The following is a 15,167-nucleotide window of genomic DNA, read 5'->3' as shown; positions in this document are numbered from 1 at the left end:
CGCGCCGCATCGGCGGAAGGCAAATAGAGGGTTAACGCCTGTCAGATATTGAGAATGATGAGATAAAGACTCGACAGGACGATCCAGCCGCCATCCGCCGTCTTCAACCGGTTGGGGCCGAGCCACAGCGCCACCGGCCGCGCGATGAACCCGCCCAGCGCCGCGCCGGGGCCGGCCAGCACCACCACTTCCCACACAATGGTGCCCGCCTGCACATGGTAGAGCGCGCCGCTCAGCACCGATATCGCCGAGATCACCACCGCGGTGCCCGTGCACAGCAGCACCGGATAATGGCGGATGAACAGATAGAGCGCGACCAGCTCCCCCACCCCGACCGAGAACAGCGCGGTCACGAAACCGCCGATCAGGCCCAGCGCCGCCAGCACCATCCAGTCCAGTGGGGCCACCACCGCACGTGGCGCCCGGGTGCGGTTCACCGTCCAGGTGGTAATGATGACGGCGAGCCCCAGCAGGATCGAAAACGCCTTGAACCCCAGCAGCACATCGTGCGGATCGAACCGCGCCAGCCGCTGCGTCGCCAGCATCACCGGCAGCGCGCAGGCCAGCACCAGCGCGACCACGCGCCAGAAATCGCCGGCGCTGCTTTCCCGCTCGGCCACCGGCGTGCGGTGCAGCCCGCTCGACCAGCGCAGCGCCCCCATCGACATGCCGAAACACTGGATCAGGAACGAGGCGGCGACCACCTGCACCCGGTCCAGCTCCATGATGCCGGCGTGGCGCAGCGCATTGAACACGGGCACGAACACCACCCCGCCGCCGGTGCCGGAGGTATTGGCAATCGTCGCCCCCAGCGTGCCGATCGCCGGCAGCCACCACAGCTCCGCCACCAGCGCGGGGCGGATCGGCGCGAATGCCCAGATCGCGGCATAGAGCAGCAGCAGCGCCGCCGCGCCGACGGGAACGATCCGTCCCGCCACCACGCTCAGTCGAGGTTCGGGCGCAGCCACCGCTCGGCAGTGGGCAGGTCGACCCCGCGCCGCGCGGCGTAATCCGCGACCTGATCCGGCCCGATGCGGGCAACGCCGAAATACTGGCTCTGCGGATGGGCGAAGTAGAAGCCGCTGACCGCCGCCGTCGGCAGCATCGCAAAGCTTTCGGTCAGCGAAATGCCGGTCGCGTGGTGCGCGTCGAGCAGCTCGAACAGCATCGGCTTCACGCTATGGTCGGGGCAGGCCGGATAGCCGGGCGCCGGGCGGATGCCGCGGAACTGCTCCTTGATCAGCGCTTCGGGCGTCAGCTGCTCGCCCTCGGCATAGCCCCACAGCTCGGTGCGGACATGCTGGTGGAGCCGTTCGGCGAATGCTTCGGCAAAGCGGTCGGCCAGTGCCTTCAGCAGAATGTCCGAATAATCGTCGATCGCGGCCTTGAACTTGGCCAGATGCGGCTCGATCCCATGGATCGACACGGCAAAGCCGCCGATCCAGTCGCCATCATGGTCGATGAAGTCAGCCAGGCACATATTCGCCCGCCCCTCGCGCTTGGCGATCTGCTGGCGCAGGAAGGGGATGCGGACATGGTCCTCGCTGTCCAGGTGGAGGATCACGTCGTCGCCCTCGCGCCGGCACGGCCAGAAGCCACACACGCCGCGCGCGACCAGCCATTTCTCGTCGATGATGCGCTTCAGCATCTTCTGCGCGTCGGCAAACAGCGCCGTCGCGCTTTCACCCACCACATCGTCGTTCAGGATCGCGGGATAGTTGCCGGCCAGTTCCCAGGCGCGGAAAAACGGCGTCCAGTCGATATACTCGGCCAGATCGGCCAGGTCCCAGTCACGGAATACATGCACGCCCGGCTGGCGCGGCGGCGGCGCCTTCAGCGTCATGTCGGCGTCGAACGCATTGTCGCGCGCGCGGTCGAGCGGGGTCAGCTCATTCTGCCCCTTGCCCTCGCGCGCGGCGCGCACGGCGGCATAATCGGCATCGGTCTTCGCCACGAACTCGTCGCGGATGGTGTCGGACACCAGCGTGGTCGCCACGCCGACCGCGCGGCTGGCGTCGAGCACATGCACCACCGGCCCCTTATAGGCCGGCGCGATCTTCAGCGCGGTGTGGACCTTCGACGTCGTCGCGCCGCCGATCAGCAGCGGCATCGTCATGCCGGCGCGCTGCATTTCCTCGGCCACCGTCACCATCTCGTCGAGCGAGGGGGTGATGAGGCCCGACAGGCCGATCATGTCGGCCTCATTCTCGTTGGCGGCTTCCAGAATGCGCGGCCACGGCACCATCACGCCCAGGTCGACCACCTCGAACCCGTTGCACTGCAGCACGACGCCGACGATGTTCTTGCCGATGTCGTGCACATCGCCCTTCACCGTCGCCATGATGATGCGGCCCTTGCCCTTGGCGCCGGGCTCCTTGGCGGCCTCGATAAAGGGCAGCAGATGGGCGACCGCCTTCTTCATCACGCGCGCCGATTTCACCACCTGCGGCAGGAACATCTTGCCCGAGCCGAACAGGTCGCCGACCACGTTCATGCCATCCATCAGCGGGCCTTCGATCACCTCGATCGGCTTGGCATAGTTCAGCCGCGCTTCCTCGGTATCGTCGACGACATAGGCGTCGATCCCCTTGACCAGCGCATGTTCCAGCCGCTTGGCGACCGGCCAGCCCCGCCATTCCTCGGCCGCCTTGTCGGCCACCGCATCGGTGCCGCGATATTTTTCGGCCAGCGCCACCAGCCGCTCCCCCGCGTCCGCATCGCGGTTGAGCACCACATCCTCGCAGGCGGTGCGCAGCTCGGGGTCGATCGTGTCATAGACGTCGAGCTGGCCGGCATTGACGATCGCCATGTCGAGCCCGGCCGGAATCGCGTGATAGAGAAAGACCGAGTGCATCGCGCGGCGCACCGGCTCGTTGCCGCGAAAGCTGAACGACAGGTTGGACAGGCCGCCAGAGATGTGCGCGTGCGGGCAGCGCGCCTTGATCTCGCGGCACGCCTCGATGAAGTCGACCGCGTAATTGTTATGCTCCTCGATCCCCGTCGCCACCGCGAAGATATTGGGGTCGAAGATGATGTCCTCGGGCGGAAAGCCGATGCCCGTCAGCAGCTTATAGGCGCGCTCGCAAATCTCCACCTTGCGGGCGCAGGTATCGGCCTGGCCCACTTCGTCGAACGCCATCACCACGACCGCCGCGCCATAGGCCATCACTTTGCGCGCCTGGTCGAGGAACGGCCCCTCGCCTTCCTTCATGCTGATCGAATTGACGATCGGCTTGCCGGAGACGCATTTCAGCCCCGCCTCGATCACGCTCCATTTCGAGCTGTCGATCATGAACGGGATGCGCGCGATATCGGGCTCGGCCGCGATCAGTTTCAGGAAGGTGGTCATCGCGTGATGCGCGTCGAGCAGCCCTTCGTCCATGTTGACGTCGAGCACCTGCGCGCCGCTTTCGACCTGCTGGCGCGCGACTTCGACGGCGGCGGGATAGTCGCCGGCCATGATCAGCTTCTTGAAGCGGGCCGATCCGGTAACGTTGGTGCGTTCGCCGATGTTGACGAACTGGGCTGTGGAGGTGTTGGTGTTCATGCTGCCTTCTCAAATCCTCCCCGTTCACGGGGAGGGGGACCATGCGAAGCATGGTGGAGGGGGGTCGCCGCAGGGGACTCGCTCGCAGAGAGCCCCCTCCACCATTCGCTGGCGCGAATGGTCCCCCTCCCCTTGCAGGGGAGGATTATGTCAAGCCGCCATCGTCATCGGCTCCAGCCCGGCCAGCCGCGTGACCACCGGCAGCGCCGGCAGCGCGCGCGGCGAAAGCGGCTTCACCGCCTCGGCAATCGCCTTGATGTGCGCCGGCGTCGAGCCGCAGCAGCCGCCCAGAATGTTCACCTGCCCGGCCTGTGCCCATTCGTGCACCAGCGCGGCAGTTTCCTCGGGCAGTTCGTCATACTGGCCCAGTTCGTTGGGCAGGCCGGCATTGGGATAGACCATGATCAGCGTCTCGGCGATGTCCGACAGGGTGCGCACATGCGGGCGCAGCTGCTGCGCGCCGAACGAGCAGTTGAGGCCGATGGTGACCGGGCGCGCATGGCGCACGGCGTGCCAGAACGCCTCCACCGTGTGGCCGGAAAGATTGCGGCCCGACAGATCGGTCAGCGTCATCGACAGCATCAGCGGCACGTCGCGGCCCAGCACATCGCCCGCCTCGATCGCAGCCATGATGCCGGCCTTGGCGTTGAGCGTGTCGAACACGGTTTCGATCAGGATGAAGTCCGCGCCTCCTTCGAGCAGCGCCATCGTCTGCTCCAGATAGACGTCCTTCAGATGATCGAAGTCGATCTCGCGATAGCCGGGGTCGTTGACGTCGGGCGACAGCGACAGCGTCTTGTTGGTCGGGCCGATCGCGCCGGCGACGAAGCGGGGGCGACCGTCCTTCGCGGTGAATTCATCGGCCACGCGCCGCGCGAGGCCAGCGGAGGCCAGATTGATTTCGCGCACCAGATTCTGCGCGCCATAGTCAGCCTGGCTGATGCGGTTGGCGGAGAAGGTATTGGTCTCCGCAATGTCTGCCCCCGCTTCGAAATAGGCGCGGTGAATGGCTTCCGGCACTTCCGGCTTGGTCAGCGCCAGAATGTCGTTATTGCCCTTCTGGTCGTGCTTCAGCCCCAGCGTGCCGGCATAATCGGCCTCTTCCAGCTTCAGCCGCTGAATCTCGGTGCCGAACGCGCCGTCGGTAATCAGGATGCGCTCACGCGCGGCGGCGAGCAGTTGTTCACGTGCAGTGGTCATCATCGTTCCTAACGGGATCGGGGCCGAGGCGTTCAGGCAGCCGCCTTCACGGCCGCGCGGGCGCGCAGGCCGAGCAGATGGCAGATCGCAAAGCTCAGCTCGGCGCGGTTCAGCGTGTAGAAGTGGAAATGGCGCACGCCGCCCGCATAAAGCCGGCGGCACAGCTCGGCGGCAATGGTCGCGGCAACCAGCTGGCGGGCGGCGGGGTGATCGTCCAGCCCTTCGAACAGCCGGTCCATCCAGGCCGGGATGGCCGCACCGCACATCGCGGCGAATTTGCGCGTCTGCGCGACGTTCGACACCGGCAGGATGCCCGGCACGATCTCGGCCGAGATGCCCGCCGCCGCCACCGCGTCGCGGAAACGGAAGAAGGTTTCGGGCGCGAAGAAGAACTGGCTGATCGCCCGGGTCGCGCCGGCGTCGATCTTGCGCTTCAGATTGTCGATATCGGCGGCGAGGCTCGCCGCATCGGGGTGCGCCTCGGGATAGGCGGCGACCGAAATCTCGAACGGATGGCGCGCGCGCAGGCCGGCGACCAGTTCCGCGGCATTGGCATAGCCATCGGGATGGGGCTGGAACTTTGCGCCCGCCACCGGCGGATCGCCGCGCAGCGCGACGATATGGCGCACGCCGGCCGCCCAATAGGCATCGACCACCTCATGGATATCGGCGCGGCTTGCCTCCACACAGGTCAGGTGCGCGGCGGCCGGCAGCGCGGTTTCGCGCTGGATGCGGGCAACGGTTGCGTGGGTGCGCTCGCGCGTCGAGCCGCCCGCGCCGTAAGTGACCGACACGAAGCGCGGCGCCAGCGGCTCCAGCGTCTTGATCGCGTCCCACAATTGCTCTTCCATCTTTTCGCTCTTGGGCGGGAAGAATTCGAAGCTGACCTGGGCATCGCCGGCCAGATCGGCGAACAGCGGCGCCTCCAGCGCGCGGCGCGCTTCCTGAAGTTCGGTAATCGACAGCGTCATGCGGCTATGGCCTCGTGCAGGGGGTGCCCGGCCTTGCGGCCGAGCCAGAGTTTGACGGCAAGCTCGCCACCGGCGAGCGTTTCGGTGCGGGCGGGCATCAGCCCGGCGGCGTCGAACCAGCCCTGCACCTGTTCGTCGGAAAAGCCGAGCCGGGTATGGCCTTCGCGCGCGCGCAGTTCCTCGCGCTCATGCGGGGCAAAATCGGCAATCAGCAGCCGGCCACCGGGCGCCAGCACGCGCGCGGCCTCGGCAATCGCGGCGCCGGGCTGCTGCGCAAAATGGAGCACATGGTGCAGGATCGCTGCATCCGCCGCAGCATCGGCCATCGGCAGCGCATAAAGATCGGCCTGGCGAAGCTCGGCATTGGCCAGCCCCCGCTCGGCCAGCTTGGCGCGGGCCAGGCGCAGCATTTCCGACGACCGGTCGATGCCCAGCGCATGGCGCGCACGCGGCGCAAACACTTCCAGCATGCGGCCGGTGCCGGTGCCGATGTCGATCAGCTGGCCGATCGGCGCATCGCCCAGCAGTGCCGCCATTGCCGCCTCCACCTCGCACTCGGCGATGTGGAGCGAGCGGATCGCGTCCCACTGGTCGGCATGCGCTTCGAACCAGGCATTGGCGGCAGCGGCGCGATCGGCGCGCACGGCGGCCAGGCGGGCGGCGTCCGCGATCGCCCAGTGATCGCCCTCGCGCGCGCGCCACGCATCGAGCGCGGCCAGCACCGGATCGACCAGCTCGGGGTCGCCCAGCGCGACGAACACCCAGCTCCCCTCCTTGCGTCGCTCGGCAAGCCCGGCATCGCACAGGATCTTCACATGGCGCGACACGCGCGGCTGGCTCTGCCCCAGCACCTGTGCCAGTTCGCCGACCGACAATTCCATCGTCTGCACCAGCGCCAGCACGCGCAGGCGCGTGGCGTCGGCCAGGGCACGGAAAATGTCGAGCGCGATCCTCATGGATTAGCGATATAAAGATATCTTTATATCAAATCAACGCCGGATCGCGCGTGCGCCGTGATTGCGCCGCGCGCGGCCCGGCGCTAGCCTTGTGTCACAAGGCAAACCAAGGGGTTGGCAATGCGAAAACTGATCCTGATCCCGCTGACGCTGGCGGTGGCGGCGTGCGGCCAGTCGGCACGCAACGAAACTGCCGAGGCGGCCGACACATTGTCCGCCGACATGAACGCCACCCGGGCCGAGGCCGCCGCAGACGTGGCCCGCGCCGACGCGATGATGGGGGCGGATGCCAATGCCCAGATGGATGCCGCCAACCGCATTGCCGAGGCAAGCGGCAACAGCGCCGACAATGGCGCGGCCGACCAATGAAGCGGCTGATCCTGGCCGCGCTGCTGCTCAGCGGCTGCTCAAGCGGCGGCACCGATGCAAGCGGTGCGCCGCCCAGCGAGGCGCGCCAGCTGAACGACGCGGCGGATATGCTGGATGAAGACAGCGTCAGCCTGAACGCCGTCAGCCAGCAGCCCCCGGACAATTCCGCGAAGGCGCGCTGATCGGGTGGCCTGCCCGGCATGCACCGGGCAGGAAAGCTTCATTGGCCGCAGCGGCAATCGGCCAGCACCGTCAGGCGCTTCAGGCCGCGCTCGGCAAGATCGTGCGACATCACCGTGCCGCCGTTAGACATCATTTCGTCATCAGGTAGCGCCAGCACCTGCCGGTAGAGCGCGGCCGCTTCGGCACGCCGGCCGGTGCGCGTGTAGACGAAGGCAAGGTTCAGCAGCAGGTCGGCATCGCGCGGGCCTGCCTTCAGCTCTTTCTCGATCATCGATTGTGCGGCGGCATAATCGCCGCGCATGATCTGGCTATAGCCAGTGTAATACTCGGTTTCCGCCCGGGCGGCTCCAGCAGAGCCGAGGGCGGCCAGGACAAGCAAAATCCGGAACATGGTACGCATCTCCTTTCGTTGGCAAAAGCCAATGCCAAGCCGGCATTGTTTCACTTTTGTGACTTACCTGTTTCACTAACGTGACAGCTTGTCAAGCGCGACCGTGCCGACGCGCGCTGGCGGGCGCGGCGGTGTTAATTGTTCGGTAATTCAGTTGTTTGGAGTTTTTTCGGTTTGGTTGAGGCGGCACCGGCCCGCTCCCCCACCCGGCCACCCATAAGATACTACCGCTGGGAGGCCGGGTGGGGGAGCGGGCTGGTACCGTATTGGTTTCAGCTCAGCTGAAACCAACTCCAAAAATCACGCGCAGTTACTGCTCGACATCGATGTCGAGTTCGCGCACGCGCCGCTTCTGGCGCGCGGCCTCTACCAGCCGGCGCATTTCCTCGCGCAGATGCAGCGCCTGGGGGATGTCGCGTAGCACCAGATCATGCCCGCCGGTGGTCGCGTCGCTTGAGCGGATGGTGATCGCGCCGATGCCGGTCAGCTGGTTGACGAGCGAATAGTTGACCAGCGTGTCCTTCACGCGGAACAGCTCGATCTCGTCGATCCGCTTGGCGAAAATGCCCGAACGGATGATCAGCCGCTGGTCGGTCAGTTCATAATGCGTGGCGATGTTGCGGAACCACATCACCGCCACGATCACCAGCCCGACGCCGACCAGGCACAGTAGCAACGTGCCCCAGCCGGCAAGCGTGCCCAGCAACCAGCGCCAGGTGCTGGGGCGGAATTTGGCAATCGACTGTTCCATGGCAATGCTCCCCTGGGGCACCGGGGGAGCATAGCCTGATGGCGAAGCCGGCGCCAAGCCGGCCGATCAGCGCCGGCCGCGCGCCACCCGCCGGGGGTTGTCGACCGCCAGCACCGGCCCTGTCGCCGGCGCCGCCGGCGCCTCGCCCAGGTCGAAGAAGCCGACCAGTTCGGCCAGATGTTCCGACTGCGAGGCAAGCATCCGGGCGGCCGCATCCGATTCTTCCACCATGGCGGCATTTTGCTGCGTCATCTGGTCCATGCCGGTGACGGCGCCATCGATCTGCTGAAGGCTTGCCGCCTGGCTTTCGACCGAGGCCGAAATCTCGCGCACCAGCCGGCCGATTTCGGCGATCCGCGACAGGGTGCGCTTCAGCACCTCGCCGGTCGCGCCGACCTGGCTGACCCCGGCCGACACCTCCTGGCGGCTGTCGGTGATCAGCGTCTTGATCTCGCTCGCCGCTTCCGCCGAACGCTGGGCGAGCGCGCGCACTTCGGCCGCCACCACCGCAAAGCCGCGGCCCGCATCACCGGCGCGCGCTGCCTCGACCCCGGCATTCAGCGCCAGCAAATTGGTCTGGAAGGCAATGCCGTCGATCAGGCCGACAATCTGCCCGATCCGGTTGGAGAAGTCGGCAATGCGGTCCATCGTCGCCACCGTGGCGGTGACGACGCGGTCGCCTTCCTGCGCATCGGCTTCGGCGGCACCGACAAATTCGCGGGCGTTGGTCGCATCGCGCGCCGTGCTACGAACCGCACCGGTCACTTCGGACAGGCTCTGCGCGGTCTGGCCAAGCGTTGCCGCCTGCTCCTCGGTGCGCTGGGCGAGATCGGCCGAGGCCGCGCTCATTTCCGACGACCCGGTCTTGATGCCATGCGCCGCGTCCGCCACCTGCGTCAGCGTGTCGCGCACACGGCAGCGCATTGCCTCGAAATCGCGCGACAGCACTTCATAGCCGGGCGGCAGATCGTCGAGCGCGGCGGTGAAGTCACCGCCTGCCAGCGCCTCCAGCGCGCCGCTCAGCCGGGCGATCACCTGATCGCGCTCCACCTGCTGCGCCTCGATCAGATGGCCAAGTGCAATGTCCATGTCGAGCAGCGCCGCCTTGACCAGCGTCGTCACCCGCCGCGCCAGGCCAAAGCCGAACAGCCCGAAAACGGAGCCGCGCATCATCCGGGTGATCACCGTTTCCAGCACCAGCGCATAGCCGCTCATGTAGAAGCTGGGCGGCAGGCCGATGCGGCCATGGATCACGCCGATCTTCTGCGCGCGTTCGGCATAGGCCTGGTCCGGCGTGCGCGAGAACAGCTGCAGCCAATGTTCCAGCTGCTTGGCGCGGGCATGCGCCATCGACTGCGGCGTCTTGAAGAAGCCGCGCATCGTCGCATTGCCTTCGATCACAGTATAAAAGCGCGCCAGTGCCCCCGGCCCGGCGCGACGGATGACCCGTGCAATCGCCGGAAAGGCGCGGCTGCCCTTCTCATCCAGCCCAAAGAGCGCCACTTTCTCGGCAAAGCCGATCTGCACCCGTTCCGACATAAATCCCCCAGTCAAAAGCGTCCGGAGGCCAGAGTTATTGAGTGCGCAGTTAACAGCTTATTGCAATGGTGACACTTTCAACCGTCAATCAGTAATGACACGTAGAAGATCGGGCAAAAAAAGGGCGGGTGGAACCAGTCCACCCGCCCGCAATACTTAACAAATTCTTGATCGGTCAGGCTGCACGGGCATAACGCGGCGCCTGCACGGCAACGCCGGTGCCACCGCTGCCCAGGGTGAAATAGCGCACCAGCAGCGACAGCTGTTCCGCCTGGCTCTTCAGCGTGCGGGCGGCCGCGTCTGATTCTTCCACCATCGCCGCATTCTGCTGGGTCGTCTGGTCCATGCCGGTCACGGCCTTGTCGACGGTCTTCAGGTTGCTCGCCTGCTCGACCACGGCGGTGGAAATGTCGCCGACCAGCTTGCTGATCTCGTCGATGCGGTTCAGCGTGCGCTTGATCACTTCGCCCGTCTCGCCGACCAGCTGCACCCCGGACGACACCTGGTCGCCGCTGCGCGAAATGAGCGCCTTGATCTCGTTGGCGGCTTCGGCCGAGCGCTGGGCGAGCGCACGGACTTCGGCGGCGACCACGGCAAAGCCGCGACCCGCTTCGCCCGCCCGCGCCGCTTCGACGCCGGCGTTCAGCGCCAGCAAGTTCGTCTGGAAGGCAATGCCGTCGATCAGGCCGACAATCTGGCCGATCTCGCGCGAAACATCGGCAATCGCGCTCATCGCGGCGACGGTCTGCGTCACGACGCGCTCGCCTTCGCGTGCATCCTGCTGTGCTTCGGCGACATAGCTGCTGACATTGGCAGCGTCGCGCGCGGCTTCCTGAACAGCCGCGGTAATGGTGGTGACGGTGCCGGCGGTCTGCTCGATCGAGGCGGCCTGCGCTTCGGTGCGGCGGGCCAGATCGCCCGAGGCAGCGCTGATCTCGGCCGAGCCGCTGTCGATGCCGTCAGCGCAGTCGGCGACCTGGGCCAGCGTTTCGCGCACACGCTCACGCATCGATTCGAAATCGGCAACCAGCTGCGCATAGCCCTTGGGCAGTGGCGGCAGCTTGGCCGTGAAGTCGCCATTGGCCAGCCGGTCGAGCACGTTGCTGAGCTCGGCGATCACCTTTTCGCGCTGCGCCTGTTCGGCGGCGAAATAGGAGTCGAGCGCCAGATCCATGTCGAGCATCGCCGCCTTGACCAGCGAGGTGACCCGCCGTTCGGTGCCGCGGGTAAACCAGCCGAACGGCGACGACCGCATCACCCGGCTGATCACCGTTTCCATCATCATCGCATAGCCGCCGATGTAGAAGCTGGGCGGCAGGCCGATCCGGGCATGGACGTTGCCGATATTTTCGGCGCGGCGGGCATAGGTGTCGTCGGGGGTACCGCTGAACAGGCCGACCCAATGGTCAAGCTGCTTGCCCTTGGCGTGGTCCATCATCGCGTGCGAGGCGAAATAGCTGTTGAGCTTCGGCGTCTGCTTGACCGTCGCATAAAATTTGTCGAGCGCGACCGGGCCGAATCGCTTGATGGCGCCTGACAGTGATTTCAGCGCAGCGCCCTGGCTGCCGTCAAGGCGGAAGAAAGCCAATTTCTCTTGAAAATTAAAGCCTTGAGACTCAGACATCGTTTGCCCCCGATTTGGATATATCGGGTGGATAACGGTGTCACGGTTAAGAACGCATTGATGAAACCGGGTTCCGCACCTCAGAAATCTACGAAGTCAATAGGGGATATCCCTCGGTTCTCCTCGCTCACGATCAGCGCGCGACCGGCCGGCGGTGCGGAGCGTTGCGGGCAGGCCGCGCGCAGGCACTGACGGCAGCCAAGGCCGACCGGCACAGCCTCCCCTGCGAGATCGATGCCGCGCGCGGCGGCAAGCGGCGCGGCCAGATCGGCAGCGACGCCGATGCCGATCGCGAATTCGGCACTGGTCGCGCCATAACGTCGCCCCTGCGGCGTGACGGTGCGCGCCAGCGTCAGCCAGCGGCTGCCATCCTCCAGCGCCACCAGCTGCACCACCAGCGCGCCCGGCCGATCGAACGCCCGGTGCAGCGCCCAGAGCGGGCAGCGCGCGTCGGTTTCGGCCAGCGCCGCGCCGCTCGCGCCCGAAAACCGCTTGGAGGTCTGCCCTGCCCGGTCGATCCGCAGCATGAAGAAGGGCAGCCCACGCGCGCCGACGCGCTGCAGCGTGGTCAGCCGGTGTGCAACCTGCTCAAACCCCGCGCCGAAGCGCCGCTGGAGCAGCTCAATGTCATAGCCGGTCGCCTCGCATGCGCGCAGGAAGCGGGCATAGGGCATCATCACGGCGGCCGCGAAATAGCCGGCCAGGTGTCGCCGGTAGAGACGTTCGGCGGCGCGATTGTCGAAGGCCGCGCCCTTGGCCAGCGCGTCGATCTCCGCCCGCGCCTCGATCTGCCCCAGCTGCTGCGCGGCGGCAAAGGCGCGTGAGGCCGGGTCGAGCAGTTCGGACAGTTGCAGCTGGCGCGCGTGGAGGTCTAGCCGGCGCAGCATGTCGGGCATCACCTCCACCGGCAGCAGCCGCAGCGACAATTGATGCTTCGCGCGCAGCCGGTCGCCGACGGCGCCGTACAGATCGCCCGAGACGAGCCGCAACTCGTCGGCCAGCGCTTCTGCTGCGGCATCCAGATCGGGGAAATGGCCGCGCCACCGCTCGATCTCGCGGCGGACCTGCGCCACCGGGTCGGGTGCGGCATCGGCCCCGGCGCCGGTGCCCAGCCGGTCATAGGCGCGGGCGAACGCCTCCGCCCCGCCCGGCGCCGCGCTCAGCCAGTCGGCCAGTTCGCCCCGGTCGATGGCCAGATCGGCAAACAGCGGATCGGCCAGCCGCCGGCGCATGGCCGCTTCGCCGCCGCCGGGCTCGGCCGCCGCCAGCGCGCGCGGGTCGAAATCGAACCGTTCGGCAAGGCCCAGCAACAGGCTGGCCGAAACCGGGCGCTGGTTGCGTTCAACGAGGTTCAGATAGCTGGGCGACACCGCCAGCTGTTCGGCCATCGCTGCCTGGGTCAGCCCCAGCTGGCGCCGCAAGCGCCGCACCGCATGGCCGGCAAAGAGTTTCTGGTCGGCCATTCCCGTTCCGCTCGATGGGCCGCTGCCCGACGACCTACGACTTGTAAATATATTACAACTTTACCACAATCAACCATCTTCTGGCGCACAAGGCAACGCTTTTGCCCGCGGCTTGCGCTCGCCTGACGGTCAAATCCCTGCCAGATGCCGGCCACACTCCCCAGCGCAGTTTTGTAAAGGATATACAAATGACGTTTGAAGATCTGGTCCCCGCCCCCGCCGGTCGGTTCGATGGCATCACCCGCCCCTATACGCCGGAAGATGTCGCCAAGCTGCGCGGGTCGCTCGCCATCGAGCATACGCTGGCGCGCAAGGGCGCCAACAAGCTGTGGGAACTGCTGAAGAACGAGGATTATATCAACGCGCTCGGCGCGCTCAGCGGCAATCAGGCGATGCAGATGGTGCGCGCCGGGCTGAAGGCCATTTATCTGTCGGGCTGGCAGGTGGCCGCCGACGCCAACACCGCCGGCGCCATGTATCCTGACCAGTCGCTCTATCCGGCCAATGCCGGGCCGGAACTCGCGCGGCGGATCAACAACACGCTGCAACGCGCCGACCAGATCGAGCATTCGGAAGGCGGCGCCAGCCGCGACTGGTTCGCGCCGATCGTCGCCGATGCCGAGGCCGGCTTTGGCGGCCCGCTCAACTGCTTTGAGATCATGAAGGCGTATATCGCCGCCGGTGCCGCCGGCGTGCATTATGAGGATCAACTGGCCAGCGAGAAGAAGTGCGGCCATCTGGGCGGCAAGGTGCTGATCCCCACCCAGGCGCATATCCGCAATCTGGACGCGGCGCGTCTCGCCGCCGACATTTGCGGCGTGCCGACCATCATCTGCGCGCGCACCGATGCCGAAAGCGCCAAGCTGATCACCAGCGACATTGACGAGCGCGACCATGAATTCCTGACCGGCGAGCGCACACCCGAGGGCTTTTATCGCCTGAAGGACGGCACCGGTGTCGACCATTGCATCAAGCGCGGCCTTGCTTTTGCCGAGCATGCCGATCTGCTGTGGTGGGAAACCAGCCACCCCAATCTGGACGATGCGCGCCGCTTTGCCGAGGCGATCAAGAAGGAATATCCCAACAAGATGCTGGCGTATAACTGCTCGCCCAGCTTCAACTGGGAAAAGAATCTGGACAAGGACACCATCGCCAAGTTCCAGCGCGAAATCGGCGCGATGGGGTACAAGTTCCAGTTCGTCACGCTGGCCGGCTTCCACCAGCTGAACTTCGGCATGTTCGAACTGGCGCGCGGCTACAAGGATCGCGGCATGGCGGCCTATTCGGAACTGCAGCAGGCCGAATTCGCCGCCGAAGTGAACGGCTACACCGCGACGCGCCACCAGCGCGAAGTGGGCACCGGCTATTTCGACCTGATCGCGCAGGCCGTGTCGGGCGGCGAAAGCTCGACCACTGCGCTCGCCGAATCGACCGAAGCGGCCCAGTTCACCAAGGAAACGGTCGCCGCCTAAGCTTTTCCTGGGGAGGAAAGGATGCCCGCCGGCTGCACGCTGCCGGCGGGCATTTCCTTTGTGGCCAGCCGCTGCTCAGCGCGGCACGATATGGCCACGAAACCAGGCGGCAAGATCGTCCGGGGTGAAATCGCCGGCGGCCAGACCCAGAAACGCCACGACGAGTTCCGCATCGCCGCAGGTGAGCCGGTAGCCGTTGAGCATCAGGAAGGTTTCGCTCACCACCGCCGCGATCCGCTTGTTGCCGTCGACAAAGGGATGGTTGCGGGCAATGCCAAAGGCATAGGCGGCGGCAAGGTCGGCAATGTCGGGCGCGCCATAGGCCACCAGATTGGCCGGACGCGCCATCGCGCTTTCAAGCATGGCCCGGTCGCGAAGGCCCCGCGCGCCGCCATGTTCGGCCACCTGCTCCTCATGCGCGGCGAGCGCGACCTCGATCCCGACCCAAATCCAGTCGCTCACTTGGCCAGTTCATGCAGGGCCGCGCGACGGCGCGCCATCACCTCGCGCGCAACGCGCATCTGTTCCTCGAAATCCGCCTCGCACCGCCGCAGTTCGATCCCGCCGGCGGTGCTGGTGACGCTCAACTCCTCCCCTTGTGCGACCTTCAGATGCGCCAGGACTTCGCGGGGCAGGATGACACCGGTCGAATTGCCGATGCGGATCAGCTTGAGCGGCTTGTTCATACGCCTGTTATAACA

At 66.3% G+C, this 15,167-nt stretch carries 15 protein-coding genes; 3 read left to right on the top strand and 12 right to left on the bottom strand.

Annotated elements, in window-relative coordinates; all coding sequences use genetic code 11:
* Positions 1-41: 41 nt before the first annotated feature.
* The 5 genes from K2Y03_RS03670 to K2Y03_RS03650 form a co-directional block, all read right to left on the bottom strand.
* Positions 42-968, bottom strand: coding sequence for a sulfite exporter TauE/SafE family protein (locus K2Y03_RS03670; RefSeq protein WP_294088367.1), 927 nt, complete (start codon positions 966-968; stop codon positions 42-44).
* Positions 944-3,547 carry a methionine synthase gene (gene metH, locus K2Y03_RS03665; protein WP_294088366.1) on the bottom strand — a complete coding sequence of 868 codons (2,604 nt, stop codon included), beginning with the start codon at positions 3,545-3,547 and terminating at the stop codon, positions 944-946. The genes K2Y03_RS03670 and metH overlap by 25 nt, the downstream gene beginning before the upstream one ends.
* A gap of 150 nt (positions 3,548-3,697) precedes the next feature.
* A complete protein-coding gene (locus K2Y03_RS03660; protein ID WP_294088365.1) occupies positions 3,698-4,747 on the bottom strand; it encodes a homocysteine S-methyltransferase family protein in 1,050 nt (349 codons plus the stop codon).
* Positions 4,748-4,779: 32 nt separating this feature from the next.
* Positions 4,780-5,718: a methylenetetrahydrofolate reductase [NAD(P)H] gene (gene metF / locus K2Y03_RS03655; protein WP_294088356.1), complete on the bottom strand. Its 939-nt coding sequence runs from the start codon at positions 5,716-5,718 to the stop codon at positions 4,780-4,782.
* Positions 5,715-6,674: a metalloregulator ArsR/SmtB family transcription factor gene (locus K2Y03_RS03650; protein WP_294088355.1), complete on the bottom strand. Its 960-nt coding sequence runs from the start codon at positions 6,672-6,674 to the stop codon at positions 5,715-5,717. The genes metF and K2Y03_RS03650 overlap by 4 nt, the downstream gene beginning before the upstream one ends.
* A gap of 120 nt (positions 6,675-6,794) precedes the next feature.
* Here K2Y03_RS03650 and K2Y03_RS03645 point away from each other — a divergent pair, with 120 nt between their 5' ends.
* Positions 6,795-7,043, top strand: a complete 249-nt coding sequence (locus K2Y03_RS03645) for a hypothetical protein (RefSeq protein WP_294088354.1) — start codon at positions 6,795-6,797, stop codon at positions 7,041-7,043.
* Entirely contained in the window at positions 7,040-7,225 is a 186-nt protein-coding gene (locus tag K2Y03_RS03640; protein WP_294088353.1) for a hypothetical protein, read from the top strand. Before K2Y03_RS03645 ends, K2Y03_RS03640 begins: the two co-directional genes overlap by 4 nt.
* A gap of 38 nt (positions 7,226-7,263) precedes the next feature.
* Here K2Y03_RS03640 and K2Y03_RS03635 read toward each other — a convergent pair whose 3' ends face one another.
* The 5 genes from K2Y03_RS03635 to K2Y03_RS03615 all read right to left on the bottom strand — a co-directional run bounded on the left by K2Y03_RS03635 (position 7,264) and on the right by K2Y03_RS03615 (position 12,994).
* Positions 7,264-7,626: a tetratricopeptide repeat protein gene (locus tag K2Y03_RS03635; protein ID WP_294088352.1), complete on the bottom strand. Its 363-nt coding sequence runs from the start codon at positions 7,624-7,626 to the stop codon at positions 7,264-7,266.
* Positions 7,627-7,927: 301 nt separating this feature from the next.
* Complete coding sequence (locus tag K2Y03_RS03630; RefSeq protein WP_294088351.1) at positions 7,928-8,368, bottom strand: PH domain-containing protein; 441 nt, start codon at positions 8,366-8,368, stop codon at positions 7,928-7,930.
* A 66-nt stretch (positions 8,369-8,434) separates the two neighbouring features.
* Positions 8,435-9,907 (bottom strand): globin-coupled sensor protein, encoded by a 1,473-nt coding sequence (locus K2Y03_RS03625; RefSeq protein ID WP_294088350.1) that lies wholly within the window; start codon positions 9,905-9,907, stop codon positions 8,435-8,437.
* A gap of 175 nt (positions 9,908-10,082) precedes the next feature.
* The gene (locus K2Y03_RS03620) at positions 10,083-11,495 is read right to left on the bottom strand and encodes a globin-coupled sensor protein (protein ID WP_294088348.1); all 1,413 of its coding nucleotides are present in this window, start codon (positions 11,493-11,495) and stop codon (positions 10,083-10,085) included.
* 116 nt (positions 11,496-11,611) lie between these two features.
* A complete protein-coding gene (locus K2Y03_RS03615) occupies positions 11,612-12,994 on the bottom strand; it encodes a short-chain fatty acyl-CoA regulator family protein (protein WP_294088346.1) in 1,383 nt (460 codons plus the stop codon).
* Positions 12,995-13,182: 188 nt separating this feature from the next.
* Here K2Y03_RS03615 and aceA point away from each other — a divergent pair, with 188 nt between their 5' ends.
* Positions 13,183-14,466 carry an isocitrate lyase gene (aceA, locus tag K2Y03_RS03610; protein WP_294088345.1) on the top strand — a complete coding sequence of 428 codons (1,284 nt, stop codon included), beginning with the start codon at positions 13,183-13,185 and terminating at the stop codon, positions 14,464-14,466.
* A 75-nt stretch (positions 14,467-14,541) separates the two neighbouring features.
* Here the strand turns inward: aceA and K2Y03_RS03605 are convergent, their stop codons facing one another.
* Together K2Y03_RS03605 and K2Y03_RS03600 are read right to left on the bottom strand one after the other, a co-directional pair.
* Positions 14,542-14,928 (bottom strand): type II toxin-antitoxin system death-on-curing family toxin, encoded by a 387-nt coding sequence (locus K2Y03_RS03605; protein ID WP_294088344.1) that lies wholly within the window; start codon positions 14,926-14,928, stop codon positions 14,542-14,544.
* Positions 14,925-15,152: an AbrB/MazE/SpoVT family DNA-binding domain-containing protein gene (locus K2Y03_RS03600; RefSeq protein WP_294088342.1), complete on the bottom strand. Its 228-nt coding sequence runs from the start codon at positions 15,150-15,152 to the stop codon at positions 14,925-14,927. Before K2Y03_RS03600 ends, K2Y03_RS03605 begins: the two co-directional genes overlap by 4 nt.
* Between the last annotated feature and the right edge of the window lie 15 nt (positions 15,153-15,167).

It is taken from the genome of Sphingomonas sp. (assembly GCF_019746015.1).
Lineage (GTDB): Bacteria > Pseudomonadota > Alphaproteobacteria > Sphingomonadales > Sphingomonadaceae > Sphingomonas.
Note: the sequence above shows the minus strand (reverse complement) of the source record. Positions and strands in the feature narration are given on the sequence as shown.